At 64.2% G+C, this 25,706-nt stretch carries 28 protein-coding genes; 18 read left to right on the top strand and 10 right to left on the bottom strand.

Annotated features, from left to right (window positions below; all coding sequences use genetic code 11):
- Window positions 1-18 precede the first annotated feature (18 nt).
- The 5 genes from KZZ07_RS05945 to KZZ07_RS05925 all read left to right on the top strand — a co-directional run bounded on the left by KZZ07_RS05945 (window position 19) and on the right by KZZ07_RS05925 (window position 3,853).
- Complete coding sequence (locus tag KZZ07_RS05945) at window positions 19-1,026, top strand: ABC transporter permease (RefSeq protein ID WP_219512872.1); 1,008 nt, start codon at window positions 19-21, stop codon at window positions 1,024-1,026.
- Window positions 1,019-2,008, top strand: a complete 990-nt coding sequence (locus tag KZZ07_RS05940) for an ABC transporter permease (protein ID WP_219512871.1) — start codon at window positions 1,019-1,021, stop codon at window positions 2,006-2,008. Before KZZ07_RS05945 ends, KZZ07_RS05940 begins: the two co-directional genes overlap by 8 nt.
- A 58-nt stretch (window positions 2,009-2,066) precedes the next feature.
- Complete coding sequence (locus tag KZZ07_RS05935) at window positions 2,067-2,375, top strand: DUF1697 domain-containing protein (protein ID WP_219512870.1); 309 nt, start codon at window positions 2,067-2,069, stop codon at window positions 2,373-2,375.
- 59 nt (window positions 2,376-2,434) lie between these two features.
- Window positions 2,435-2,596 (top strand): hypothetical protein, encoded by a 162-nt coding sequence (locus tag KZZ07_RS05930; protein WP_219512868.1) that lies wholly within the window; start codon window positions 2,435-2,437, stop codon window positions 2,594-2,596.
- Between the two features lie 207 nt (window positions 2,597-2,803).
- Window positions 2,804-3,853 carry a YeeE/YedE family protein gene (locus tag KZZ07_RS05925; protein ID WP_219512867.1) on the top strand — a complete coding sequence of 350 codons (1,050 nt, stop codon included), beginning with the start codon at window positions 2,804-2,806 and terminating at the stop codon, window positions 3,851-3,853.
- 354 nt (window positions 3,854-4,207) lie between these two features.
- On the opposite strand, the gene KZZ07_RS05920 is transcribed toward KZZ07_RS05925, so the two are convergent.
- The 3 genes from KZZ07_RS05920 to KZZ07_RS05910 form a co-directional block, all read right to left on the bottom strand.
- Window positions 4,208-5,509, bottom strand: coding sequence for a DUF3422 family protein (locus tag KZZ07_RS05920; RefSeq protein WP_219512866.1), 1,302 nt, complete (start codon window positions 5,507-5,509; stop codon window positions 4,208-4,210).
- 132 nt (window positions 5,510-5,641) lie between these two features.
- Window positions 5,642-6,058 carry a DUF6314 family protein gene (locus KZZ07_RS05915; protein WP_300533851.1) on the bottom strand — a complete coding sequence of 139 codons (417 nt, stop codon included), beginning with the start codon at window positions 6,056-6,058 and terminating at the stop codon, window positions 5,642-5,644.
- An 87-nt stretch (window positions 6,059-6,145) separates the two neighbouring features.
- The gene (locus KZZ07_RS05910; protein ID WP_219512865.1) at window positions 6,146-7,276 is read right to left on the bottom strand and encodes a sugar-transfer associated ATP-grasp domain-containing protein; all 1,131 of its coding nucleotides are present in this window, start codon (window positions 7,274-7,276) and stop codon (window positions 6,146-6,148) included.
- Between the two features lie 219 nt (window positions 7,277-7,495).
- Here KZZ07_RS05910 and purB point away from each other — a divergent pair, with 219 nt between their 5' ends.
- The 5 genes from purB (at window position 7,496) to KZZ07_RS05885 (ending at window position 11,911) form a co-directional block, all read left to right on the top strand.
- Window positions 7,496-8,806 carry an adenylosuccinate lyase gene (gene purB / locus KZZ07_RS05905; RefSeq protein WP_219512864.1) on the top strand — a complete coding sequence of 437 codons (1,311 nt, stop codon included), beginning with the start codon at window positions 7,496-7,498 and terminating at the stop codon, window positions 8,804-8,806.
- A gap of 5 nt (window positions 8,807-8,811) precedes the next feature.
- Window positions 8,812-9,300 (top strand): DUF4396 domain-containing protein, encoded by a 489-nt coding sequence (locus KZZ07_RS05900; protein WP_219512863.1) that lies wholly within the window; start codon window positions 8,812-8,814, stop codon window positions 9,298-9,300.
- 126 nt (window positions 9,301-9,426) lie between these two features.
- Complete coding sequence (locus tag KZZ07_RS05895) at window positions 9,427-9,579, top strand: hypothetical protein (RefSeq protein WP_219513107.1); 153 nt, start codon at window positions 9,427-9,429, stop codon at window positions 9,577-9,579.
- 242 nt (window positions 9,580-9,821) lie between these two features.
- Window positions 9,822-10,874 carry a flagellar motor switch protein FliG gene (locus tag KZZ07_RS05890; RefSeq protein WP_219512862.1) on the top strand — a complete coding sequence of 351 codons (1,053 nt, stop codon included), beginning with the start codon at window positions 9,822-9,824 and terminating at the stop codon, window positions 10,872-10,874.
- A 68-nt stretch (window positions 10,875-10,942) separates the two neighbouring features.
- Complete coding sequence (locus KZZ07_RS05885; protein ID WP_370631077.1) at window positions 10,943-11,911, top strand: lysophospholipid acyltransferase family protein; 969 nt, start codon at window positions 10,943-10,945, stop codon at window positions 11,909-11,911.
- On the opposite strand, the gene KZZ07_RS05880 is transcribed toward KZZ07_RS05885, so the two are convergent.
- Window positions 11,881-12,576: a DUF1223 domain-containing protein gene (locus KZZ07_RS05880; RefSeq protein WP_219512861.1), complete on the bottom strand. Its 696-nt coding sequence runs from the start codon at window positions 12,574-12,576 to the stop codon at window positions 11,881-11,883. The two genes, KZZ07_RS05885 and KZZ07_RS05880, sit on opposite strands and share 31 nt — an antisense overlap.
- 319 nt (window positions 12,577-12,895) lie before the next feature.
- On the opposite strand from KZZ07_RS05880, the gene acnA reads away from it, so the two are divergent.
- The 8 genes from acnA (at window position 12,896) to KZZ07_RS05840 (ending at window position 21,889) form a co-directional block, all read left to right on the top strand.
- Entirely contained in the window at window positions 12,896-15,655 is a 2,760-nt protein-coding gene (acnA, locus tag KZZ07_RS05875) for an aconitate hydratase AcnA (RefSeq protein ID WP_219512859.1), read from the top strand.
- Between the two features lie 168 nt (window positions 15,656-15,823).
- Window positions 15,824-16,726 (top strand): Hint domain-containing protein, encoded by a 903-nt coding sequence (locus KZZ07_RS05870; RefSeq protein WP_219512858.1) that lies wholly within the window; start codon window positions 15,824-15,826, stop codon window positions 16,724-16,726.
- 136 nt (window positions 16,727-16,862) lie between these two features.
- Complete coding sequence (locus KZZ07_RS05865) at window positions 16,863-17,198, top strand: TM2 domain-containing protein (RefSeq protein WP_255564182.1); 336 nt, start codon at window positions 16,863-16,865, stop codon at window positions 17,196-17,198.
- Between the two features lie 167 nt (window positions 17,199-17,365).
- The gene (locus tag KZZ07_RS05860; RefSeq protein WP_219512857.1) at window positions 17,366-17,569 is read left to right on the top strand and encodes a hypothetical protein; all 204 of its coding nucleotides are present in this window, start codon (window positions 17,366-17,368) and stop codon (window positions 17,567-17,569) included.
- A 183-nt stretch (window positions 17,570-17,752) separates the two neighbouring features.
- Window positions 17,753-18,679 carry a Hint domain-containing protein gene (locus KZZ07_RS05855; RefSeq protein WP_219512856.1) on the top strand — a complete coding sequence of 309 codons (927 nt, stop codon included), beginning with the start codon at window positions 17,753-17,755 and terminating at the stop codon, window positions 18,677-18,679.
- 85 nt (window positions 18,680-18,764) lie between these two features.
- Window positions 18,765-19,709, top strand: a complete 945-nt coding sequence (locus KZZ07_RS05850; RefSeq protein ID WP_219512855.1) for a Hint domain-containing protein — start codon at window positions 18,765-18,767, stop codon at window positions 19,707-19,709.
- Between the two features lie 776 nt (window positions 19,710-20,485).
- Complete coding sequence (locus KZZ07_RS05845) at window positions 20,486-21,430, top strand: Hint domain-containing protein (protein WP_219512854.1); 945 nt, start codon at window positions 20,486-20,488, stop codon at window positions 21,428-21,430.
- 318 nt (window positions 21,431-21,748) lie between these two features.
- Window positions 21,749-21,889, top strand: a complete 141-nt coding sequence (locus KZZ07_RS05840) for a hypothetical protein (RefSeq protein WP_219512853.1) — start codon at window positions 21,749-21,751, stop codon at window positions 21,887-21,889.
- A 36-nt stretch (window positions 21,890-21,925) separates the two neighbouring features.
- Here KZZ07_RS05840 and KZZ07_RS05835 read toward each other — a convergent pair whose 3' ends face one another.
- From KZZ07_RS05835 to ccmA, 6 genes are all read right to left on the bottom strand, one after another.
- Window positions 21,926-22,768 carry a cytochrome c gene (locus KZZ07_RS05835; protein WP_255564181.1) on the bottom strand — a complete coding sequence of 281 codons (843 nt, stop codon included), beginning with the start codon at window positions 22,766-22,768 and terminating at the stop codon, window positions 21,926-21,928.
- A gap of 98 nt (window positions 22,769-22,866) precedes the next feature.
- Window positions 22,867-23,406 (bottom strand): DsbE family thiol:disulfide interchange protein, encoded by a 540-nt coding sequence (locus KZZ07_RS05830; protein WP_219512852.1) that lies wholly within the window; start codon window positions 23,404-23,406, stop codon window positions 22,867-22,869.
- The gene (gene ccmD / locus KZZ07_RS05825; protein ID WP_219512850.1) at window positions 23,399-23,557 is read right to left on the bottom strand and encodes a heme exporter protein CcmD; all 159 of its coding nucleotides are present in this window, start codon (window positions 23,555-23,557) and stop codon (window positions 23,399-23,401) included. Before ccmD ends, KZZ07_RS05830 begins: the two co-directional genes overlap by 8 nt.
- Window positions 23,554-24,303 (bottom strand): heme ABC transporter permease CcmC, encoded by a 750-nt coding sequence (gene ccmC / locus KZZ07_RS05820; RefSeq protein WP_219512849.1) that lies wholly within the window; start codon window positions 24,301-24,303, stop codon window positions 23,554-23,556. Before ccmC ends, ccmD begins: the two co-directional genes overlap by 4 nt.
- A 72-nt stretch (window positions 24,304-24,375) precedes the next feature.
- Complete coding sequence (gene ccmB / locus KZZ07_RS05815; protein ID WP_219512848.1) at window positions 24,376-25,032, bottom strand: heme exporter protein CcmB; 657 nt, start codon at window positions 25,030-25,032, stop codon at window positions 24,376-24,378.
- A complete protein-coding gene (gene ccmA / locus KZZ07_RS05810) occupies window positions 25,029-25,643 on the bottom strand; it encodes a heme ABC exporter ATP-binding protein CcmA (protein WP_219512847.1) in 615 nt (204 codons plus the stop codon). Before ccmA ends, ccmB begins: the two co-directional genes overlap by 4 nt.
- Window positions 25,644-25,706: the final 63 nt, after the last annotated feature.

Here is a 25,706-nt window from a genome sequence, read left to right as displayed (position 1 = left end):
AAAAATCAGAGGCGCTCGATGCTCTCATACGCGACGCGACGTCTGGTTCTTTCGATCCCGACGCTTCTCTTCATCAGCTTTGTCATCTTCATGCTGCTTCAACTCGCCCCCGGCGACCCGATGGCGCAGGTGCCGCTCACGGTCCCGCCAGAGGTGAAACAGAAGATGCGCGAGGCGCTTGGCCTCGGCGAACCGCCGCTTGTGCAATACTGGAAATGGCTGGTGCAGGTCTTCTGGACCGAACCCAAGGTCTTTATCGACTGGGCCTTCGGCACCAACATGACAGAGGGCGCGCAACGCGTGATCTCGTGGCAGACCCGGTCGCCGGTCATGGACATCATCATCCAGCGGATTCCGCAGACACTCTGGGTGGTCGGCACGGCCTATGTGGTCGCCATCCTGATCGCCATCCCGGTTGGCGTCTATTCCGCTTACAAGCAGTATTCGGTCTTTGACCAGGCAGGCACCTTCGTGACCATGATCGGCTTCTCGATCCCGCCCTTCTTCACCGGCCCGCTGCTGATCGTTGTCTTTTCCGTCCAGCTGGGCTGGTTCCCCTCGATCTACGACACCACCCACGTCGTGAACGACTGGGGCAGCTTCAAGATCCAGCTGCAGCAGATGATCATGCCGGTCATGGTTCTGGCGCTGCAGATCACCGCCCAGCTGAGCCGCTACATGCGCGCCTCGATGCTGGACAACCTCAATCAGGACTATGTCCGCACCGCCCGCGCCAAGGGCCTGAGCGAGGCGATTGTCGTCAACGTCCATGTCGTGCGCAACTCGCTGATCCCGGTCGTGACCGTGATCGCGCTGGGGGTGCCGGCCATCTTCGGCGGCGCCATCATCACCGAACAGGTGTTCAAGGTGAACGGGATCGGCCAGCTGCTGATCACCGCGCTCTTTGCCAACGACCTGCCGATGGTCATGACCCTGACCTTCATCTTTGCCGTGCTGATCGTGCTCTTCAACCTGGTTGCCGACATCCTCTACGGCCTGCTTGACCCGAGGATCCGCTATGACTGACAACACCACTCCCGCGGACGAGCCATTGCAGGCCATCGAAGCGCTTGCGGACAAGGAACCGTCGAAACCGCCGCGGTCGCGCGCCAAGGACGTCTGGGACCAGTTCCGCAAGCACAAGGGCGCCACGTTCGGCCTGGGCTTTCTGATCTTCATCACCCTTGCGGTGATGATCGGCCCAATGCTCTACGACGTGGACCCGCAAAAACCCGACATCCGCAACAAGAACTTTCGCCCGATCTATGTCGCGCTCTGGGATGCGGACGCCAAGACCGGCTGGCTGAAACCGCTCGGGTCCGACCAGCTGGGCCGTGACCAGTTGGCGCAGATGCTTTCGGGCGGGCGCGCCTCGATGGCGGTGGGCTGGGCCGCGATGATCCTGAGCCTTTTCATCGGCACGGCCGTCGGCGTGGCGGCGGGCTACTTCAAGAGGATCGACGGGCTGCTGATGCGGACCACGGATCTCTTTCTTGCGCTGCCCATCCTGCCACTGTTGCTGTTGGCGGTAACGCTGTTCCGACAACCGCTGACGGCCAGTTTCGGGCTGGAGGGAGGCATGTTCATCCTGATTGTCACGATGATTGCCGTCACCTCCTGGATGCCCACGGCGCGGATCGTGCGGGGCGACATCCTGGCCATCAAGGAACGCGAGTTCGTGCTGGCCGCCCGCTCGATCGGGACAACCCGGTTCAAGATCATCCGGCGGCACCTTCTGCCCAACGTCCTGTCGCCGATCATGGTCTCGGCGGCGCTGGGTCTGGCCACGGCGATCATCACGGAATCGGCCTTGTCGTTCCTCGGCGTGGGCTTCCCTTCGGACTTTCCGACCTGGGGTAAGATGCTGGCCGACGCGGTGGTGCGGATGGAGGAGTTCCCGGAACGCGTGCTGTTGCCCGGCATCGCCATCTCGCTGACCGTTCTGTCGGTCAACTACCTGGGCGACGGGTTGCGCGACGCGCTGGACCCGCGCATCCGGGGCCGGTGAGCGTCATCCCCCCGAACACACCAGGGACCGGCGGTGCCAACCGCCGGTCTTTTTCGTGATGGCGGGGTATGCCGCCTTTCTGCGCGCGGTGAATGTCGGCGGCACCGGCAAGCTGCCAATGGCAGAGCTGCGCGCCATGATCGAGAGGATCGGCGGCGGCGCACCGCAAACCTGGATCGCCAGCGGCAACGCGGTCTTTGCCCATGACGCCCCACCGGATGAGGTCAAGGCCCGGCTGGCGGCGGCGCTAAAGACCTACGCCGGCAAACCCCTGGACCTCGTCATCCGCGACCTTGCCCAGCTTGACCAGATCCTGGCCGCCCTGCCCTTTCCCGACGCCAGGCCGCAACAGGTGGTCTTTTTCTGACCGACGCCCCCGTACCGCAGGACCCCGCCGCAGAGGCCCGGGGGCTGCGCACCGAAGAGATGCACCCCGGTCCCGGCGTGCTCTACATCCATTACCCCAACGGCATGGGCCGGTCGAAACTGGCCCACCCGGCGATGCGGCTCGGCACGATGCGCAACCTCAACACGGTGCAAAAACTGCGCGACATGCTGGCAGAGCACCCGGGGGCGAAAAAAGGATAACCCCACGGCGCGCGGCCCGGCGCCCCGAACAGGTACCCGCCCCGGCGCGGGCGCGGGGATGACGTCTTCCCACCAGACAGGCAGAACCGGGAAACTGTCCCGGTTCCAAAGGCGCCCCGCAAGGATCATGTGCTTGCCTTGCGGCGTTTGGCCCCTCATTTGGGACAAAATTCCTGTTCCCCGACGTCCCGCACCCCGGAGGCTGCCATGTATGAATCGCTGGGTTTCGACACTCTCACCGCACCGCAGGCCGCGGTCTGGTTCGCGCTGATCCTCGGCGCCGCCTTTGGCCTCTTGGCCGAGCGGACCCGTTTCTGCTTTCGCCGTGGCCTTGTCGGAGAGGACAGGCGCGCCGCGCTTGGCGTCTGGCTGACCGCGCTGGCCTTTGCGCTGGTGGGCACACAGGCCGCCGTGGCGATGGAGTGGATCAGCTTCGGCGATCACCGCTTCATGGCAAGTGACCTGCCTGTGGCGGCGATCCTCGTCGGCGGGCTGCTCTTCGGCGCGGGCATGGTCTTGACGCGCGGCTGCGTCTCGCGGCTGACCGTGCTGACCGCCTCCGGCAACCTGCGCGCGCTGACCGTCCTGGCGGTCTTTGCGGTGGTGGCCCATGCGACGCTCAAGGGCGTTCTGGCCCCGCTGCGCACGACGCTGGCCCAGACCACCCTGCCGCTGGGAGAGACCACCAGCCTTGCCGCCCTGCCCGGTGGTGCCCCGCTCTGGACCGCATTGCTGGCCGCCGCGGCGCTGGCCTACGGGCTGCGCTCGGGCAACCGCTGGCAGGCGCTTGTGGGAGGTGCGCTCATCGGCCTGCTGGTACCGCTGGGCTGGGTCGGCACCGGCTTCATCCTCTATGACGATTTCGACCCGATCGCGATGCAGAGCCTGGCCTTCACCTCCACCTGGTCGGACACGCTGTTCTGGACCGTCGCCTCGACCTCGATCCCGGCGGGCTTCGGCGTGGGCCTGATCGGCGGCGTCTTCCTGGGCGCATTCGTCTCGGCCCTGGCCGCACGCCGCTTCCAGTGGCAGAGCTTCTCTTCCCCGGCAGAGACCGGCCGCTACCTGGCCGGCGCCGCGCTGATGGGCGTGGGCGGCGTGCTGGCGGGCGGCTGCACCGTTGGCGCCGGTCTCTCGGGCGTGCCGACCCTCTCGATCGCCGCCCTGGCCGCTCTGGCCGCCATCACGGTGGGCGGGCTGGTGACCAATGCCCTGCTCTCCGCAACGCCGCGCGGCGCCTTGCAACCGGCGGAATAAGTCCCCCAAATGACCCCGGAAAACGGCCCCCGAGACCTCTCCGGGGCCGTTCCTCGTTTCACACCCAGACAATCGGCCCAAGCCTGTTCCCCGGAGCCCTCCGTCGCTTGAGGCCGATCAGAGCCGGGGTGCGGGGGGATGCAAGGGGCCGCAGGCCCGCCGACAGGCGGCGTGCCCTTGCATCGCCCCGCGCGCTGGCTCAGGCCCTCAAAAAGCGAGGGAGGGCTCCGGGGAACAGGCGAGGCTTGTTCCTTGGTGACTCCCGGAGCGAAAAACAGGCGCAGCCTGTCCAAAGGGTCGGCGGGCGGGCGCCTTTGCGGCGCAGCCGCAAACAGTCCCGTCCCGGCGAACCGCCTACAGATCCGGTCCGGTCTCTTCCATATGGTGCCGGATGCGGCGGATCATCAGCCAGACCACCACCACCACCGGCAGCGTCACCAGCGCCGTCATCATGCCTTTGCTGATCCCCAGCAACTCCGCCACCGGGTAGAGCAGGTAGCCCGCCAGCGAGACCGCGTAATAGCTGATCGCCACCACCGAAAGACCCTCGACCGTCTTCTGCAGCTGCAATTGCAACTCTGCCCGTTTGTTCATGCTTTCCAAAAGCTGCTGGTTCTGCGCCGAACGGCCCACCTCGACACGGGTGCGCAGCAGGTCGGCGGCGCGGGTGGCGCGATTGGTCATGCTTTCCAGCCGGCGCTCGGCGCTTTTCACCGTACGCATGGCCGGGTCGTAGCGGCGCATCATGAATTCGGAAAAGGTCTGCCGCCCCTGGAACCGCTCTTCGCGCAGCACCTCGATGCGCTGGCCCACGATGGCCTCGTAGGCACCGGTCGCCCCCAGCCGAAAGGACATGCGCGCCGAGAGGCTTTCCAGCTGGGCCGAAACCTTGAGCAGCGCCTTGAGGGTGCCTTCCTCCTGGCCGTCCTCGTCGGTCATGATCTGCATCAGCCGTGTCAACTCGGTGTCGATTTCGCCCAGCCGGGGCGAGATTTCACGCACGCGGGTGAAGCCCAGCATCGACATGGCCTTGTAGGTCTCGATCTCGCAAAGCCGCTGGACGATGCGGCCCACGCGGCGCTGGCCGATGCCCTCGCGCACGAAGATGGCAAAGCGCTGGTGGCCGGCCGGATCGATTCGGAAGTCGCCCGCGATCACCGCGTCGCCGTCGATCACCTCGCTGACGGCCACGCTTTCGGGCACCAGCCAGTCGTGCAACTGGCGGCTGACAGCCGCGTCGTCGGCGGGACGTTCGTCGATGCGCAGCATGGCCGATGTCACCCGCACGCCCGGCGCGCGCGCCAGCCAGTCGGGCGGGAAGACGTCGAAATCCGCCGGGTCAAAAGCGCGGTCGCCCAGGCCCGGCATGAAGACCGTGTAGGTCACGAATTCCGTATGTTGTTCCCATTTCAGCATAAATTGCCCGATCCGGCCCTGGTAATGCGTGGCGCCGGGCTGGGGATGCGGGGTTTCATGCCGGTCGAGCAGGTCAAGCAGGTGCCTCAGGTCGGCCCCCCGGTCACGGGCGGCGGCTTCCTTGGGCTGCTTGATCGCCAGGTAGATCGCGCGGCAGGGCGCCGTGAGCGAAGGAAAGGGGCGCGCGTGCAACTCGTTGGCCAGCTTGAAACGCAGCGGATGGTCCTGGATGGGCGGCATGTCATGGCTCCGGTGGATGCGCGCAACCTGAATTGCTGCAGGTGCAAAGTAAAGCGAAAAAACAACATACAATCAGTATGTTATATGAATGCCGCTGTATGCAATCCGGCACAGGGACCTTTTTGTGCCAAATCATGGGGTTGATCCGGCCAGCGGGGAATACCGCGTGGTGCTGACATAGGATTTGCGCGGCCCGCTGACGCGCCAGACCACCTGCCAATGCGGCCAGTGGCTGAAATCATAACTGCCGTCATATTGATCCGGCGGGCACCAATGCGCGGTGTCGCCGCCTTGCGGCGGCACTACGTGAAACAACCGGCCGTCTTCGAAAAAGACCGTCAGCTCCGAGGACCAGAGATAGCGGCGCTCGGCCTGAAAGGCGCCCTGCGCGCCCAGCGACAGACGCCCGGTTTCAAGATAGAGCGCATCGCGCCCCTCGGCGCGCCACGCGGCCTCGCCCTCGAACTGACCGCGCGTGCCGTCATCGTGGACGATCCCTCGCCGGATCTGCCAGCGCCCGAGGAAGTCCTGCAACCGTCTGTCCTGCACGCCTGTCTCCCTGTGAAGGCCCGCAGGGTCCCCAAAGACGGCGCCCCGGTCAAGGGCGCCGTCCTGGTCCCCGGTCCGAGAGGGAAGTCAGACCGCGGTCACACCCCAGTCGTGAAAGATACCGCGCACTTTCGGTGTCAGGACCCCTGTGCCGCTGGCGTATTGCGGCAGGCTGAAGGACGAGCCGGCATTGACCTCGACCACCACCGGCCCGTCGTCGGTGATGCAGATGTCGGTGCTCTGGTAGCGCAGCGGGGTGTGCAGTTCCGTCACCCGGGCGTTGACCTCAAGCACCCGGTCCCAGTGCGGCAGCACCTCGCCCACCAGCGGCACGTCGGTTTCGGGATGGGTGTCCAGTTCCTTCAGCCCGGGTCCGTCCGTGGCTACGAGGCGCAGCACCTCGCCGGTCTGCGGGTCGATGTTGCACAGCAGGTTGCCGGGACGCCAGAAATTGTCGGCCAGGTTGCGGGACGACGGCAGTTTCAGAACCGCAGAGGGCACATACAGGCCATCGTCGGCCAACATGCTGACCATGCGGATGGTGGCGGCAGCGCTGGTGAACTGGCGGATGAAGGCGCAGTTCTCGACCACTTTCTGCAGCAGGAAAGCATCCTTGCCGATCACATGTTCAAAGAACTTGGCATAGGTCACGCCGCCCTTGTCGCGCAGGTAGACCATTTCTTCGTCGGCGCCTTCGATCATGAAGACACCGACACTCATCAGGCCGCGGTTGTGCTTGCCGAACAGCGGAAACTCTGCGTCCTGCAGGAAGGCGCGCAGATCCTCGGGCGTACGCAGCACCCGGCCGCCGGCATAGCGGCGGGGGCCGGTGTCGACCACGGCCAGTGTCTCGGGCTGCGGCAGGCCATCCTCTGCCAGCACACGGCTGCTCAGCCACTTGTCCTCGGTGACTGCGAACCATGAGGTGTCATTGCACTGGTGGATCACCTCGTTCTGAACCCGGGCGCCGACAAAGGCGGCGCGGTCCGCGTCCTGGATCGCCTTGTCGTAGAGGCCGAACTTGACGTATTCGTCGAAGAAGATCCTTGCCTTGCCGCGTTTCATGAGGATCATTTCCATCGCGATGGCGGCAGGGTTGCGACCGCTTTTTCGCGCGGCGTGGACGATCAGGGCCGTGGCATTGGCGTCCAGTTTTTTCGACCATTGCGCGTGATCGCGCTGCACAATGGAACCGGCGGCGGTGGCGGTCTGGGACATGGATCTGCTCCGAGCTTTCTCAATTTGGCCCTACCGTGCCGCGGAAACGGGGCGACAAGGTGGCGAACTCCGAACAATTTGCCGACAACAGCAGGTTTCGTTTCCGACGCGGCGACAATTTCGCGCCGACATATCGTCGCGAAGGCGCGTGCCGCCTTGTCGCCCGCCCTGCCCTTGCCTATGAGCGGACGGACCAAGAGACACCGCAGGAGGCTGCCCATGATCCCCCGCTATTCGCGCCCCGAGATGGTCGCCATCTGGAGCCCCGAAACCAAGTTCCGCATCTGGTACGAGATCGAAGCTCATGCCTGCGACGCCCAGGCCGAGCTGGGCGTGATCCCGAAAGAGAACGCCAAGGCCGTCTGGAAGGCCAAGGACGTCGAGTTCGACATCGACCGTATCGACGAGATCGAGCGCGAGACAAAACATGACGTCATCGCCTTTCTGACCCACCTGGCCGAACACGTCGGCAGCGACGAGGCGCGGTTCGTCCACCAGGGCATGACCTCGTCCGACGTGCTGGACACATGTTTCAACGTCCAGCTGGTGCGTGCCTCCGACATCCTGATCAAGGATCTCGAAGGCCTGCTGGCCGCGCTGAAGAAGCGCGCCTACGAGCACAAGGACACGGTGCGCATCGGGCGGTCGCACGGCATCCACGCCGAGCCGACGACGATGGGCCTGACCTTTGCCCGCTTCTACGCCGAGATGGACCGCAACCTGTCCCGGATGCGCGACGCGCGGGCCGAGATCGCCACGGGCGCGATTTCCGGTGCCGTGGGCACCTTTGCCAATATCGACCCGGCGGTCGAAGAGCACGTCTGCGACCAGATGGGCCTGGTGCCGGAACCGATCAGCACCCAGGTGATCCCGCGCGACCGTCACGCGGCGTTTTTCGCCACGCTCGGCGTCATTGCCAGCAGCATCGAGAATGTCGCCATCGAGATCCGCCACATGCAGCGGACCGAGGTGCTGGAAGCCGCGGAATTCTTCTCGATGGGGCAAAAGGGGTCTTCCGCGATGCCGCACAAGAAGAACCCGGTGCTGACCGAGAACCTCACCGGCCTTGCCCGCCTTGTCCGCATGGCTGTCGTCCCGGCGATGGAGAACGTGGCCCTCTGGCACGAGCGTGACATCTCGCACAGCTCGGTCGAGCGCAACATCGGCCCGGATGCGACCATCACGCTCGACTTTGCCCTGTCGCGCCTTACCAGCGTCATCGACAAGCTGCTGGTCTACCCGCAGAACATGCTGGACAACATGAACAAGTTTCCCGGCCTCGTCATGTCGCAGCGGGTGCTGCTGGCGCTGACCCAGGCCGGTGTCAGCCGCGAGGATGCCTACCGTCTGGTCCAGCGCAACGCGATGAAAGTCTGGGATCACCGGACCGACTTTCGCGAGGAACTGCTGGCCGACGAAGAAGTGCGCGCGGCCCTGTCCGAGGAAGAGATCAACGAGAAGTTCGACCTTGGCTATCATACCAAGCATGTCGACACGATCTTTGACAGAGTGTTCGGGCCCTCTACCTGAGGGGAATGGAACATCAAACGCATACCCCTGCGCATCACGAGGATGCGCAGGATGACGGACATGACAACCACGCCACATGGCCCGCCGCATTCTGGGCGACGGTCCATTGTGCCACCGGCTGTGTCAGCGGCGAAGTGCTGGGGCTGGTGATCGGCGTGTCGCTAGGGCTGAGCGCCTTGCCGATCATCGCCCTGACGACCTCCCTGGCACTGCTCTTTGGTCTGACGCTGGCCTCTGTCCCGCTGGCGCGGCGGCTGGGGGTCGGACTGGGCACAGCCCTTGGCATGGTCTGGCTGGGCGAGACCGTGTCGATCCTGACGATGGAAACCGTGATGAACGGTGTCGACTACCTGATGGGCGGCATGAGCTCCGGCACGGTCTGGAGCGCGACATTCTGGCTGTCGATGGCCATTGCCATCCCGATCGGGTTCATCGCCACGCTGCCGGTCAACTATGTCATGATCGGGCGCGGGATCGCGAACCACGATCACTGAGCGCCCCGAAACCGGGCGGGTTTTCTGGATGTTGCGCGGGCGCCGGGCCCCCGGGCAAGTTTGTTTTTGCCGGATGCCGGTTGCGTGCTACCCTTTGGGATGCACGCAGACAGGAGGACCATGAAGATGAAGTTGAAGACGATCTTCGCCGCGACGGCCCTTATCGTGGCACCGGCGCTATCGATGGCCTGCCCGGCCCATACCAAGCAAGCGATGAGCTGTGCCGACGGCATGACCTACGACCACGAAAGCAACAGCTGCGTGGTAATGTCCAGCTGACGATCGTCGGCGCCCCGCCCGGGGCGCAGGACCGGACTTTCGCGGGCGGCCCATCGGGCTGCCCGTTTCGTTTTGCGGAAGGCATGGCCGCCAAAGCTTGACAGCGGCTTAACGCAGACAGGCATTTTCCCAACAATTGCGGGCGCTTCCTGGGGCTATTCCCGGCATCGGGCTTAACGGGCCGGAAACCTTGTGGCGTTACCCCTTGGCCAAAGCCCAACAACATGGTCGGAAAGAACCGGATGTCCGCACTCGCTGCCCTGCCTGCCCCATCCGCCCCCGGTGGCAAGCCCCGCCTCAGCCGCAAGGCCAAGGCCGCCATCATCGTGCAATTCCTGCTGAACGAAGGCGCGGATGTGCCGCTGGCCGCGCTGCCGGACGAATACCAGGCCGAGCTGACGATGCTGCTGGGCAACATGCGCTACGTCGACCGCGAGACGCTGAACGCCGTGGTCGAAGAGTTCTCGAACGAGCTCGAATCGGTTGGCCTGGCCTTTCCGGGCGACATGGCCGGTGCGCTGAACGCGCTGGATGGCAAGATCAACCCGCATACCGCCATGCGCCTGCGCAAGGAGGCCGGAGTGCGCCAGACCGGCGATCCCTGGGCACGGATCAACGCGCTGGACGTGGACCAGATCAAGACGCTGGTGATGTCCGAAAGCATCGAAATCGCCGCCGTCATGATGTCCAAGATCGCCGTCGGCAAGGCGGCGCAGGTACTGGCGAAACTGCCCGGCGACAAGGCGCGGCGGATTTCCTACGCGGTGTCGATGACCACGGGTGTGACGCCCGACGCGGTGGACCGGATCGGCCTCAGCCTGGCGGCACAGATCGACGCGGAACCGCCCAAGGCCTTCAAGGCGCGGCCCGACGAACGGCTGGGCGCCATCCTGAACTATTCCAACACCGCCGTGCGCGAGGAACTGTTGCAGAACCTCGAACAGGAAGACGCGGCCTTTGCCGAGGCGGTGCGCAAGGCGATCTTTACCTTCGCGAACATCCCCGAGCGGCTGAACCCGATGGACGTGCCCAAGATCACCCGCGACGTGCCGCCGGACACGATGGCCCTGGCGCTGGCCGCGGCCACCCAGGGATCCCCCGAAGACATGAAGGCGGTCGAATTCCTCTATGCGAACATGTCCAAACGCCTGGGCGAAAACCTGCGCGAAGAGGCCTCTGGCCTGGGAGAGGTCAAGGCCAAGGTCGGTGAAAAGGCGATGGCTTCGGTGGTCAGCGCGATCCGCGACCTGGTCGACATGGGCGAGATCGAGCTGGTGACCCCCGACGAAGAGTGATGCCCCCGCCCCTTGCCGCCCGGCACCGCCCTGCATAGAACGGGGGCGATCTGTACGAGAGGCCCCCGGTGAGCGGCAAGGACACGGCAAAAACGGAGAAGTCGGGCAAACCCAAGGCGGAACCCGAGGTCGTCCACGGCACCTGGCAGGACCGCCTGTCCGACGTCGGGCTGAACATCTTTGTCGGGGCGCTGCGCCTGTTGCCCGTGCGCCGCCGGCTGAACCTGGCCAGCTGGATCGTGCGCCACGCCGTGGCCCCTGCGTTGGGGTACTACGACCGGGTCGAGGCCAACATCGACCACGTCTGGCCCGACACCCCACCCGAGGAAAGACGCCGCATCGCCGATGCCGCCATCGACAACCTCGCCCGCGCCTTCATCGAGAATTACGACCCCACCGAGATGCTGCAACGGGGCGCCGCCTACCCGGTCGGCGGCCCCGGCCTGGCCGCCTTTGAAAAAGCCCGGGCCGAGGGGCGGCCGGTCTTGCTGCTTTCCGGGCATTACGGAAACCCGATCTGCGCGCGCTGCGCGCTGGTGGCGCGCGGCTACGAGGTGGGCGGGCTTTTGCGGGCCATGTCGAACCCCTATTCCAACGCGCGTTACGTCCAGAACTATCGCGACGTGGCGGAACCGGTCTTTGTCCAGGGGCCCGGCGGGCTGAAGGCCCTTCTGCGCCATGTGCGCGGCGGCGGTGTCCTTGCGATGGTCTTTGACGTCTTCGACGGCTCCGGCGTGCCGATAGATTTCCTGGGTCAACCGGCCCCCACCGTGACCTCTCCGGCGGATATCGCGCTCAAGACCGGGGCGCTGCTGATCCCCTATTTCGGCATCCGCCGCGCGGACCGCTATGGCTTTGACGCCATCCTCGAAGAACCGATCGAGCACGGTGATCCGGTCGAGATGATGCGCGAGGCGACGCGGCGGCTGGAGGCGCGGATCAAGGAGGATCCGGGGCAATGGATGTGGACGCACCGGCGCTGGAAACCCAAGCGCCAGATGAAGCGTCAGCGCAAGCGGGCCGCCGCCACGATGTGACCATCCTTCGGGTCCTGCACCAGCACAACCACGGGCGTGTCCGCCCCCACGGTCACGCGACCCTCGTAGGGCCCCTGCCCGTCCCAGCGGGCCACCACGTCCCAGCGGCGCGCGATATTGGTATAGGTCAGCGTGTGACCCGCGTTCTCGCCCCGGGTGATGGTGATTTCCTCGGCCGGGTCATACCGCACGACATGCACGTCGCAGGGCCGCATCGCTTGCAGCGCCTCGGCGCGAATGACAATGGCATCGCCGTCACGGGTGACCGACAGGCTCACATGCGCCGGCTGTTCGGCATGTTTGCGGATCAGCTTGGACAGTTTCATCGGACGTGAGCCGACGACATCGTCCTCGCCGTTGATGACCATCTGCGGCGTATAGATCATCTTCCATCCGCCGGTGCGGGCATAGGCCTTTTGCCGCTTGGTAAAGGCGTTCTGGGCAAAGGCGTCTTTCCAGCCGATGTAGTCCCAGTAATCGACATGCAGCGCCAGCGGGATCACGTCGTCGCGGTCGCTCAGCTCGGCCAGGATGGCATCCGCCGGTGGACAGGAGGAGCAGCCCTGCGAGGTGAAAAGCTCGACCACGACCGGGTTATCCTGGGCGCTGACCGCCCCTGCCAGCGCGATCCAGCCCGCCGCCACCATACCTGCAATGCTGCGCATGAGTGCCTTGCCCTTGTCTCGTTCCCCCGTCCGGGTCTACCCAAGCGCGTTCTCGAATGCCAATCAAGGTTTTGGGAGATTGCGTGACAGGTTTTGCCCCACCCGCGCCCGCCGCACCCGGGATTGCACAGCGGTCAGGGCCCAGGCAGGCTGCATGGTTGAAAGGCAACCGGACCGCGCGGCACGGGTCCGGCGCCCCGGCCCGGCAAAATTGTGTGCAACGGTATACAAAAACGACGCACCCCCCTTGATTGAGTCACCGGCTTTCGGCAAGAGAGGCGCAAGGAATATTCTCGTCACCCCATCGGAGGCATTGCCCATGACCATCACCGTAGGCCATGACAGCGCGGGCACGCGCAAGACGCTCGAAGCCGGCGGCAAGACCGTCGCCTATTACTCGATCCCGGCAGCCGAGGCCGCTGGCCTTGGCGATTTCTCGCGCCTTCCCGCCGCGCTGAAGGTGGTGCTGGAGAACATGCTGCGCTTCGAGGACGGCAAGACCGTCACCCAGGACGACATCAAGGCCTTCAGCGATTGGGCCGCGAATGGCGGCAAGGGCGACCGCGAGCTGGCCTACCGCCCCGCGCGCGTTCTGATGCAGGACTTCACCGGGGTTCCCGCGGTGGTCGACCTGGCCGCCATGCGTGACGGCATCAAGGCCCTGGGCGGCGACGCGCAAAAGATCAACCCGCTGAACCCCGTCGATCTGGTCATCGACCACTCGGTCATGATCGACGAATTCGGCAATCCGCGCGCCTTCCAGATGAACGTGGACCGCGAGTATGAGCGCAACATGGAGCGTTACACGTTCCTGAAATGGGGTCAGACCGCGTTCAACAACTTCCGCGTCGTGCCGCCGGGCACAGGCATCTGCCACCAGGTGAACCTGGAATACCTCAGCCAGACCGTCTGGACCGATGAGGATCAGAACGGCGAAACCGTCGCCTACCCCGATACCCTCGTGGGCACCGACAGCCACACCACCATGGTCAACGGCGCCGCCGTTCTGGGCTGGGGTGTGGGCGGCATCGAGGCCGAGGCCGCGATGCTGGGTCAGCCGATCTCGATGCTGATCCCCGAGGTCGTCGGCTTCAAGCTGACCGGCGCGATGATGGAAGGCACGACCGGCACCGACCTGGTTCTGAAAGTCGTGGAAATGCTGCGTGCCAAGGGCGTGGTCGGCAAGTTCGTGGAATTCTACGGCGACGGCCTGGACAAGCTGCCGCTGGCTGACCGCGCCACCATCGCCAACATGGCGCCCGAGTACGGCGCCACCTGTGGTTTCTTCCCGATCGACAACGAGACCCTGCGCTATCTGACGAACACCGGCCGCGACAAGGACCGGATCGCGCTGGTCGAAGCCTATGCCAAGGCGAACGGCATGTGGCGCGACGCGGATTACGCGCCGGTTTACACCGACACGCTGGAACTGGACATGGGCACCATCGTTCCGGCCATCTCCGGCCCCAAGCGTCCGCAGGACTATGTCGCCCTGACCGCCGCCGCGCCCGCCTTTGAACAGGTCGTGGCCGATTTCCGCGGCATCGACATCTCTGGCGACGCCAAGGACATGGCCGCCGAAGGCCCCGCCGCGACCAAGCCGGTGAACATCCACAAGAGCGCCTCGGTCGAAGGTGAGGACTACGAGCTGCGCGACGGCTCGGTCGTGATCGCCTCGATCACCTCCTGCACCAACACCTCGAACCCCTACGTCATGATCGGCGCGGGCCTGGTGGCACGCAAGGCGGCCGCCCTTGGCCTGACCCGAAAGCCCTGGGTCAAGACCTCGCTGGCGCCGGGCTCGCAGGTTGTGTCCGCCTACCTGGAGGCCGCAGGCCTGCAGGACGACCTGGACAAGATCGGCTTTAACCTCGTGGGCTACGGTTGCACCACCTGCATCGGCAACTCCGGTCCGCTGCAGCCGGAAATCTCGAAGGCGATCAACGACAACGACCTGATCGGTGTCTCTGTCCTGTCGGGCAACCGCAACTTCGAAGGCCGGATCAGCCCGGACGTGCGCGCCAACTACCTGGCCTCGCCGCCGCTGGTCGTGGCCTATGCGCTGGCCGGTGACATGAACATCGACATCACCTCCGAGCCGATCGGCCAGACGCCGGACGGCAAGGACGTCTACCTGAAAGACATCTGGCCGACCACGCAGGAAGTGGCCGAGCTGGTCGAACAGACCGTGACCCGCGAGGCGTTCCAGTCGAAATACGCCGATGTCTTCAAGGGGGACGAAAAGTGGCAGGGCGTCGAGGTTCCGCAGCAGGAAACCTATGACTGGCCGGCAACCTCGACCTACATCCAGAACCCGCCCTACTTCCAGGGCATGGGCAAGGAGAAGGGCGCGATCACCAACATCGAGGGCGCGCGCGTCCTGGCCCTGCTGGGCGACATGATCACCACGGACCACATCTCTCCGGCGGGCTCCTTCAAGGACACCACCCCGGCGGGCAAGTACCTGATCGAACGTCAGGTGCCTCAGCGCGAGTTCAACTCCTACGGCTCGCGCCGGGGCAACCACGAGGTCATGATGCGCGGCACCTTTGCCAACATCCGCATCAAGAACGAGATGCTGGACGGCGTCGAGGGCGGCTATACCAAGGGCCCCGACGGCAACCAGACCTCGATCTACGATGCCGCGATGGCCTACAAGGACGCCGGCACCCCGCTGGTGATCTTCGGCGGCGAACAATACGGCGCGGGCTCGTCGCGTGACTGGGCGGCCAAGGGCACGGCCCTGCTGGGCGTCAAGGCGGTCATCGCTGAATCCTTCGAGCGTATCCACCGCTCGAACCTGGTCGGCATGGGCGTCATCCCGTTCGAGTTCACCGGCGGCGACACCCGCAAATCGCTGGGCCTGACCGGCGAGGAAAGCGTCTCGATCACCGGTCTGGACACCGTGCAGCCGCTGCAGGAAGTGCCCTGCACGATCACCTATGCGGATGGCTCGACCAAGGAGATCACGCTGAAATGCCGGATCGATACCGCCATCGAGGTGGAATACATCGAACACGGCGGCGTGCTGCACTACGTGCTGCGCAACCTCGCGCAAGAGCCGATGGCGGCTGAGTGAGCTTCGGAAACATGATCGAAAGGGGCGCTTTTCAGCGCCCCTTTTTTTTCGTCCGACACAGCGAGGCGGCTCGGTCCACCGACGCCTATGGGCACCACACGGGACGGGAGATAAGAGTTGACGGCCCAGATTGTTTGACGGCAACGTCACACGAGACAGGGAGTAGAGATGCCAAATTCAGAAACCTTCGCCAATTATTATTTCCACGGGTTTTCCGCTCCAAGCGGAGCCACCACCTACAGCTTCCCAGCCGGCCCCAATAGCACGCTGTTCGATACCGCCGACAGCGGTGTAAACGATGGAATGACAGATGTCGGTGCAGCTCTCGACTGGTCCGACCACACCGGCGGCGTGACGCTCTACGGCTTTTCCGGCAATGGCGATCCGATCGTCCTGTTGGACGACGGCAGCTACTACACACTGTCCAACGATGCTGGCCTGAACGGACAATTGGTGTCCCCGGACACCTCTCCCGCGACATACGTTTATTGCTTTGCACAAGGCACGATGATTGCCGGACCGGACCGGGAAATCCCTGTTCAGGACCTTTCGATCGGTGACCTCGTGCAGACTGCCGAAGGTCGGACCGTGCCCGTGAAATGGATCGGTCGACAGACGGTGCACAATCGGATCGGCGCCCCCAAGACATCGCTTGTCCGCATCCGCGCCGGGGCCTTGGGCAATGGCCTGCCCCACACCGACCTCACGGTCACCGCCGACCACGGCATGGTCATCGACGGGTATGTGATCAACGCCTCGGCGCTGGTGAATGGGACGACGATTGACTTCGTGCCCCGGTCAGAGCTGCCCGAGACTTTCACCGTCTACCATGTCGAGACGGAGGCGCATGAGGTGATCCTGGCCAATGGCGCACCTTCGGAGACATTCATCGACTACCGCGACCGACGGTCCTTTGAGAACCATGACGAATATCTCGGCCTCTACGGCTGCGAGAGGATCGTTCCCGAGATGCGCGCGCCCCGAATTTCCAGCGCACGGCATCTTCCGGCGGGAATCCGGGCGCGTCTTGGGATCGAAATATCACATTCCGATAGCGCGCTCCGCGCCTGAGCCCCCAGCCAGATCGAAACGCGAAATCGAGGCGGCCCCTGCCCCGGGGCCTCTTCCCAATTGCTCCCATATTTATGCCGTATTCACCTTTCATCCTGCATCAACACAGGGATTTCAGACGCTCAGGAGACATGGATTGGAACTTTCCACGCAACAGCAAATGCTGGTCGAACAGAAACTAACCAATGAAAAGAAGTCCTCGACAACGGCCTATTTGCTGTGGTTCTTCCTCAGCGGGTTTGCCGCCCATCGGTTCTACCTGGGCCGCGTCGGCACCGCCATCGTCCAGCTGATCCTGCTCTGGGGCGGGCTGCTGCTGGCCTATTTCATCATCGGCATCCCGATGCTGCTGGCCTTTGTCATCTGGTGGATCGTGGACGCCTTCCGCATCGGCCCGATTATCGAACAGGACGCCGCGGCCAAACGTGCGCGGATCGCAAACGAGGTCGCCCTGACGACGCGGGCCGACTGACCTCAGCCAGCACCGGGGCGCCGCCAGCCTTTCGCGTGGCGCCCATTCATCGCGACCGGGACCCAAGCCGAACCTGCGGGCGATCGTCCGCGTGACTATCGGTTCCAGAGGATTGTCCCCCGGTATCGCAAAGCCTTACGCATATTTATGTCGCCGGCGGGACCGACGTGAACGGCGACTTCCAGATGCAGGGGCCGAACGCGATCACCTCTGTGGTCAGCGACGGTGCCGACGGCAGCAATGACACCAGCACTGCGGTCGGCAACGACGTGACATGGACCGTGTCCAGCGTGCTGACCAGCGGCGCCTATGAACTGGTCGGATTGACCGCTGACGGCGCCCCGGATTTACTGGGCACGATTTCTGCCTAACCCCGCGTCGGGTGAACAACCTACTGAGACTTCACACCTAGGCGCTCTCCCTGCCGCGCGACGAGGCCCCGCCGCCCCCGGAGGCAAAGCCAACGGCAAAGTTCTGGCGATGCGCGGCGAATCGGTTAACCTGTTGTCATAGCGAGTTGCACGGATTTCCGACTGTCACCCGGGGAGAATTTCATGGCGACCACGACCACATTTACAAATTATTATGCATTTTCCGGCGTAGACAGCGGCGGCACGCTGTCCTGGACCTTTCCGTCAAACAACAGTCTGAGCCGTGATGTGACCGATATCGACGAGGACGGGCTGGTGGATGCCGGTGTCGATCACTGGAACACCTCGGACTACACCTTTTCGGGTTACGTGATCGAACACAACGGGCAACAATTCGGCGTCTTTCGCTACGATCCCAGCTTCTCCGCCCCGAACGGGTTGTACTACGTGCCCCACAACGGCGAGCTTGACGATTTCCCGCTGACCGCCGGGTCGACCTCGACGACCTCATCCGAAATCTACGTGGTCAACTGTTTTGCAGCAGGCACGCTGATCGCCACGCCCGGCGGGGAACGCCCGATCGAAGACCTGGAGATCGGGGATTGGGTCCTCTCCAATGACGGCACGGCCCTGCCCCTGCGCTGGCTGGCGCGGCAAACCGTTTCCGCTCGCGTTGCCCATATTGTGCGTGTCAGAGCCGGGGCGCTTGGACCACAACAGCCATTCCGTGACCTTGTCGTGACCGCCGACCACGCCTTGCTGGTAGAGGGGTGCCTGGTCAATGCCTCGGCGCTCGTGAACGGGGACAGCATCGAGTGGATGCCGCTGTCGGACCTCCCCGAGACATTGACCGTCTACCACGTCGAAACGGACGGCCATGAGGTGATCCTCGCCAATGGCGCGCCCTCGGAAACCTTCATCGACTACCGCGGTCGTCGCGCCTACGACAATTTCGGTGCGTACCTGGATCTCTATGGGGTCGAGCGGATCATCCCCGAGATGGCGTACCCACGGATCTCGTGCCGGCGCCAATTGCCGGAGGCGATCCGCGCGCGGCTAGACCTTGGCGTCGCGCCGCGACCAAACGCAAGAGAGGCAAGGCGAGCCTGACAAGTGCGCCGGACACAACAGTATGATTGGCAGCAGGCCTTGCCGAAGGCCCCCGCCGCATGGGTAACGAGAGGACGAACACGTCATGGGAACCTTCCAGTTTCAAAGCTCGGGCTACTATCTGGGCACCTCGGGAACCGTCACGCTGGGCGGATCGGGGACAGAGCCCAGCCTGCTGGAAGTGGTCGAGCTGGAGGTCGATAACAGCTTTGAAACCGGCGACACGCTGATCTATCGGGTCAATGGCATCAACAGCAGCAATTGCACCTACCTGGGCAATGTCGACGTGACCAAGGCCGGGGGCGGCACGGTCAACCTGCCCGTTTTTGCCCTGACCAACGGGTACAGCTTTATTCCCATCCCGCTGACCGACAACCTCGCCGACTACACCTTTCCCAGCCCGTTGAACCTGGACACGCTGGACACCAGCGACTACCCCGACTGTTTCGTATCCGGCACGATGATCGACACCGAAGACGGCCCCGTCCAGGTCGAGAGCCTTTGGATCGGGGACCGCCTGTGGACCGCCAGCGGCGGGGTGGCTCGGGTCCATTGGATCGGGAGGCAAAGACTGGTCGTCCCCCGCAGGGGCCGTCGGCTGGTGTGCATCCGCGCGGGCGCCCTGGGCAGCGGGCTGCCGCTCAGCGATCTTACCGTCACCGCCGACCACGGCCTGGTGATCGACGGGCTGGTCATCAACGCCTCGGCACTGGTGAACGGGACGACGATTGACTTCGTGCCTGCCCCGGAGCTGCCCGAGAGCCTCACGGTCTACCATGTCGAGACGGAGGCGCATGAGGTGATCCTGGCCAATGGCGCGCCCTCTGAGACCTATATCAACTACCGAGACCGGCGCCGGTTCGACAATTTCGACGCGTACCTCAGGCTGTACCGCGTCGAGCGGATCATCCCGGAAATGCCCCGTCCCCGGATATCAAGCGCGCGGCACCTGCCGGCGCACATCGCGTCGCGCCTCGGCATCCAGCGGCGGGCCGGTTTTGCAGAAGACCTGCCCAACACAGCTGCATGATCGCATAGAGCCCCCTGGGTCGGCAGAAAGCCCGACTCTTCGGGAGCGTCTCGCCTCGAGTGGCATCTAGTACTGTCCCCGCACCGTCACGCTCTCGACGGGCGACCGTCCCCGCCGTGTTCGCCAATGCCCGTCCTTCGTGATGACGACCCACGAGGATGTCCAGGCACCTGTCGGCGTCGTGACGTCATGTCCGCTTGGCCTTTGGCAAGAGCCGGGGTTTGACACAACCGCGCACAGCCGACTGGTCCGTCTGTCATCCGCAGCAAACCACTGCTTGAACGCATCGATTGCGCTCAGAAGGAAGCCAAACAACTATATCATTTTTTCATTTCTCCTCCCGCCAATGGATTCCTCTCCCCAAAAATGGCGGGCTCCCACTTATACAATCTAAAGTTGTTTATATCACGTCGCCTTCCAGCCTCACAACTTGCCACCGTGATCCACCCGTGAGGGAAGCTCATCATTGCACTATGGATCCGCCCTAAGATCGTCCGAAAATTTTGCCGACTCACGCCTAACCTTGCAAACATATACACTCACCAGTCAGGTTTCACTCTCAAAAAATGCAACCTTAGGTGTACTAAAAATCATAGTGCAAGATGTATCAATTCGGTTGACCGCGTTAAAACCGCTGGAGTAACTCTTCTCATGCGGGAGCGAATCCATACTCATCCGAAGGCGTCAGCGCAAACTTCGGAAAGCGTATCGGCGTGTCTGCAAGGCAGGACTCTTCAGAGCCCTGATCTTTATGGTGTGATGTATAGGAGAATTTCATGTCAACAATCGACCTTGCCAACGTGCATGAGTATACCGGCGGCGTTGCTCTTACCGTCGGTGGCGTCCTGGACGTCGGGTTGCTGCCCTATGGTCCGGAACTGGGTACGGCCACTTTCGTCGACGATGACGATGCCTTCGAAACCGCGGATACCGCCACCTTCAATGGCTCGGGCTTTTCCTACATCGGTCAAGGGACGGCGGCGACGCTCGGCCTGGGCGGCATCGAACTCGATTCGAAACCCGTCGTGGCCTTCTCGCAGGGCGGAACGACCTACCTGTGGTATCCCGAAGGCGAGCCTCTCGCTGGCGTGCTGAGTTCCACCATCAACCTGACGAGCGACGCGCCCTACGCCTACTGCTTTGCAGAAGGCACGCTGATCGACACCGCACAGGGTGAGCGCAAGGTAGAGGACCTGGCCATCGGCGACACGATCCGCACGGCAGACGGGTCTGAAACGACGATCAAATGGGTGGGCGTCCAGACCCTGAGCAGCCTCTTCAGCGAGACCGGCAAGCAGATGGTTCGCATCAGCGCGGGCGCGCTTGGCGACGGTTTGCCCCACAGCGACCTGACTGTCACCGCGGATCACGGCATGATCCTTGACGGTCTGGTGGTGAATGCCTCTGCCCTGGTCAACGGGTCGACCATCGACTTTGTCCCGGCAACAGAGTTGGGCGGCCGCTTCAAGGTCTACCATGTCGAAACCGAGAGCCATGAAGAGATCCTTGCCAACGGCGCGGCGGCGGAAACCTTCGTCGATTACGCAGCGCGCAAGAACTTCGACAACTACGACGAGTATCTCGCACTCTACAATGGTGTGGAACGCCTGATCCCGGAAATGACCAAGCCGCGCATTTCCTCCAGCCGGATGCTGCCCACGCAACTGCGTACGAAACTGGGCCTGACTACCCCCGTCATCCAGTTCCGTAAGAGCGCCTGACGCTTCGCCCTTCTTCCTGGGGGCATTGTGCACAGGCACTCGGCGCGGGTCCTGCAATTATCGCGGGGCCCGTTTTTCTATCTGTCGGATTCCAATGGTCAGCGCATTCGCCTGGCCGGATGGGCCGGAACCACAAGATGCCCTGCCGGCCTCGGCTCATAGATCGGCCAAGGGATGCCCATTTCCACGACAAGGTTGCAGGTTTCCGCGCAAATCCTGCGCACTGGCGGATTTCCTGACCTGCGCGCCACCCATTCCCCCCTGTAAATCAGCCTCGAGACCCCATGTCTTGAACAGAAAGACAAACGAGGCAGACCCATGAAAACCCTGACCATTCTCCAGGCCGCCGCGCTCGTCATGCTGGCCGTGATCGGCGCCTATGCCGGGCAGGACGACGGCGCTCAGACCTGCGCCGCGCCCCAGCAGGCCACGACACAGGCAGCGGCCTGCGATCTGTGATCACAGGCCGCCTTGGCCTGTCCCTGCCGCGCGCGTTCAGCCCGCGTCGGGCAACGGCGCCAGGCTGCGCAGGTAGAGGATGACGGCCGAAAGGTCATCGCCCGTCATCTGCGAGAAGTAGCCATAAGGCATCGGCGGCAACATCTGGCTGCCGTCGGGCCGCACTCCCTTGACGATCATGTCCGCCAGTTCCGCGTCGGTATAGCCTGCCAGCCCATCCTCGTGCGAGGTCAGGTTGGCGGCGACGGACGTGCCCCAGGGGCCGTGGAACTCGAAACCGCCAGCGCCCAGGTGGCTGTCCAGCATCGGACCTTTCTCACCCATCGGGGTGTGGCATTCCATGCAATGCGACACCGGCCCGGCCAGGTAGGCGCCATATTCGACGGTCACCGCCTGCTGAGGATGCGGCACGCTATCGACCGGCGGGCCATAGGCGGGCGGCAGCGGGATGTTGTAGGTGCTCTTGCCCGGGTCGTTCTCGACCGTGGGCACGGTGCGCAGGTACATCACCATGCTCATCAGGTCGTCATCGGACAGGCCGCGATACATGGCAAAGGGCATCGGCGGCCCGATGATCGTGCCATCGGGGCGCAGGCCTTCGCGGATCGCCCGCGCCAGTTCGGCATCGGACCAGCCCGCGACGGCCCCGGCGGGCGTGATGTTGGGGGCAATGGCGGTAAAGGCCGGGTTCTTGTCCACCAGCCGCCCGGCCAGGTTCTGGTCCATCACAGGGCCCTGCGGCCCCATCGGTGTATGGCAATTGCCGCAGCCTGCCGGTCCTTCGACCAGGTAACGTCCCCGGTCCAGGCTCGGCTCTGCCTGCGCCGTGGCACCGGCCATCGCCAGCCCAAGGCACAGCCCTGTCAGTCGTGAAAACATGTCCCTCTCCCTGAAAAATCGCTTCTTTTTTGTAGACAAACGACTCGCACGCCCGGGCGAGTGTAGTGCCTTCCAAAGAAGTTCCTCAGGGAAATCTTTTAACGGCCCAGGGCCTCGTTCAGCTTGGGCAGGAAACGCTGCTCGTAATCCGCCCCCACAAGGGGACCAACGAACTTGAACAGGACCGTGCCCTCACCGTCCAGGATGAAGGTTTCCGGCGGGCCGGTCACCCCCCAATCGATCGCCGTGCGCCCGGCCGGGTCAAAGGCCACTGCCATGAAGGGGTTGCCGTCATCGGTCAGGTACTTGGTAGCATTGCCCGCCTTGTCCTTGATGTTCACGCCGACAAGGCGGATGCCGTCCTCACGCATCTTCAGCAAGACGGGATGTTCGGCGCGGCAGGGCGGGCACCAGCTGGCCCAAAAGTTGACCACCGTCACCTCGCCCCCCGCCAGCATCTCGGGCGTGATGGCGGCATAGCCCGGCAGGGCGGCATCGGTCATCTGCGGGGCAGGCTTGCCCGCGAACATGGATTCCAGCTTGTCAGGGTCTTCGCGGCCCAGGCCGAAATAGAACAGCGCGCCGAGCGCTGCAAAGATCAGCGGCGGCGCCAGCATGAGAGGGGAAACCTTAGCCATTCTTCTTCTGACGCTCCTCGATACGCTGCAGCTCGGCCCTGACCCGGCGTGACCGTAGCACGCTGACCACGATCAGCAGGATGATCAGCAGCAGGGAGACCGCGTAGGACGACAGCACCGTGCCCGCGTATTTGCCCAGTTCCGGCATCATGCGCTGCGCTCCCGTGCCAAGAGGGCGCGCGAGCGGCGCGCCCGGATTTCCGTCTGGGTGCGCAAGAGCACAAGCGCCACGAACAGCAGGACAAAGCCCACGCCCGAGACCAGCAACGGCATGAAATAGACGTTCGAAACCTTTTCGTCCATGTCCGCGCCGGTCACGGCGCCCGCCCGCAGCACGGAGGACCCCTGGTGCAATCCCTGATTCCAGAACTGCACCGCATACCGCGACAGCAGCGCAAAGACCGACCCCACGAGGCAGAGGATCGAGGTCAGGTCGGCGGCGGTGTCGTCATCCTCGATCGCCTCCCAAAGGGCCATGTAGCCGAGGTAAAAGAGAAAGAGGATCAGGAAGACCGTCAGGCGCGGATCCCAGGCCCACCATGTACCCCACATGGGCTGGCCCCAGATCGCGCCGGTGACAAGGCCGATCACCGTCATGGTGGCGCCAATGGGCGCGGCGGCGCGGGCGGCCAGCGCGCTGACGTGGTGGCGCCGCACGATCCAGATCAGCGAGGCCAGCAGCATCATGATCCAGGCGTTGATCGCCATCATCGCCGCAGGCACGTGCAGGTAGATGATCTTGACGGTCGATCCTTGCCGGAAATCCTCTGGCGTAAAGAAGAACCCCCAGACCAGGCCCGTGACAAGGCAGATCACCGCCGCAACCGTCACCCAGGGCAAGAGCATATCCGCGGTGCGGATGAACTTGACCGGATTGGCATATTCCCAGATCGACATGGTCCTTGGCCTCCCTTGTCTGGCGGTTACAGCGCAAATATCGCGTCGGCGCAATACGTCACGGGCGCGCGCTCACCGGAGGTTGATCCGCAGCACCGCTGCGCTGGCAAAGGGCAAGAGCGCGGCAACCCCGAAACTGATCCCCGCCAGCATCAGCAAGGGCGTCTGCACCGCCAGCCCCTCGGCCCCGCGCCGCGCCACCTCGGCGCCAAAGATCAGCGTTGGCACGTATAGCGGCAGCACCAGCAGCGACATCAGCAGACCGCCCCGTTTCAGCCCCACGGTCAGCGCCGCGCCAAAGGTGCCGATGACCGACAAGGCCGGTGTGCCAAGCGCAAGGCTGATGAACAGCCAGAGATAGCCCGGCCCGGCCAGGTTCAGCAGCACCCCCAGCGCAGGCGCCACCAGCACCAGCGGCAGGCCGGTGGTGATCCAGTGCGCAAGCGCCTTGACGCTGACAATACCCTCCATCGGCAGGGGCGCGGTGGCGAGCAGGTCCAGCGACCCGTCCTCCCAATCCAGCGCAAAGATCCGGTCGAGCGAGAGCAGGCAGGCCAACAGCGCACCGATCCACAGGATGCCGGGCGCGATCTGCGTCAGAAGGTCGGTCTGCGGGCCGACACCAAAGGGCACCAGCACCGTGACAATCAGGAAAAAGGCCAGACCAAGGCCAAAGCCGCCCCCGGCCCGCACCGCCAGCCGCAGATCCCGTGTCAGTAGCGCGATCACAGGAAAGCCTCGTCCTGCAGGGCCGCGCGCGGTTTCGCGCGATAGGGCGTCACATCGAAATCATCCGCCTCGGGAATGCCAAGGTCGATATGGGTCGCCATCAGCGCCGATCCCCCCTGCCCCAGGTGCGCGCGCACCGCCTCGGCAAAGAGCGCGACAGAGGCGATATCCAGCGAAACCGTCGGCTCGTCCAGCACCCAGACAGGCCGCCCCGTCACCATCAGGCGCGCCAGCCCCAGCCGCCGCTTTTGCCCGGCGGACAGGGTCCCGGCCAGCCGGTCCTCCAGGGTTTCGAGGTTGAAGGCAGAGAGCGCGCCAGAGATCCCCTCGGTGCCGAAGACCTGCGCCCAGAACCGCAGGTTTTCCCCCACGCTGAGCATGGATTTCAGCCCGTCGGCGTGCCCGGCATAGGCGATGCGCTCGCCCGCGCCCGTGACCTCTCCGGCCATCGCGGGCTGCAAGCCCGCCACGGTGCGCAACAAGGTTGTCTTGCCCGCGCCATTGGGGCCGCGCAAGACCAGCGCACGGCCCGGCGCAAGCGCAAAACTCACCCCGTCCAGCACCGGCACGCCGCCCCGGGCCACCGTCAGATCGCTTGCCGTCAAATCCATGCTGTGCGGCTTACCCCAGTGCGCGCGCCCGCAAAAGCCCCAAGCGTCCGCCGCGACGCGATG

The sequence above is a fragment of the Mameliella sp. CS4 genome (assembly GCF_019392335.1).
In the GTDB taxonomy this organism is placed as follows: Bacteria; Pseudomonadota; Alphaproteobacteria; order Rhodobacterales; family Rhodobacteraceae; genus Antarctobacter.
Note: the sequence above shows the minus strand (reverse complement) of the source record. Positions and strands in the feature narration are given on the sequence as shown.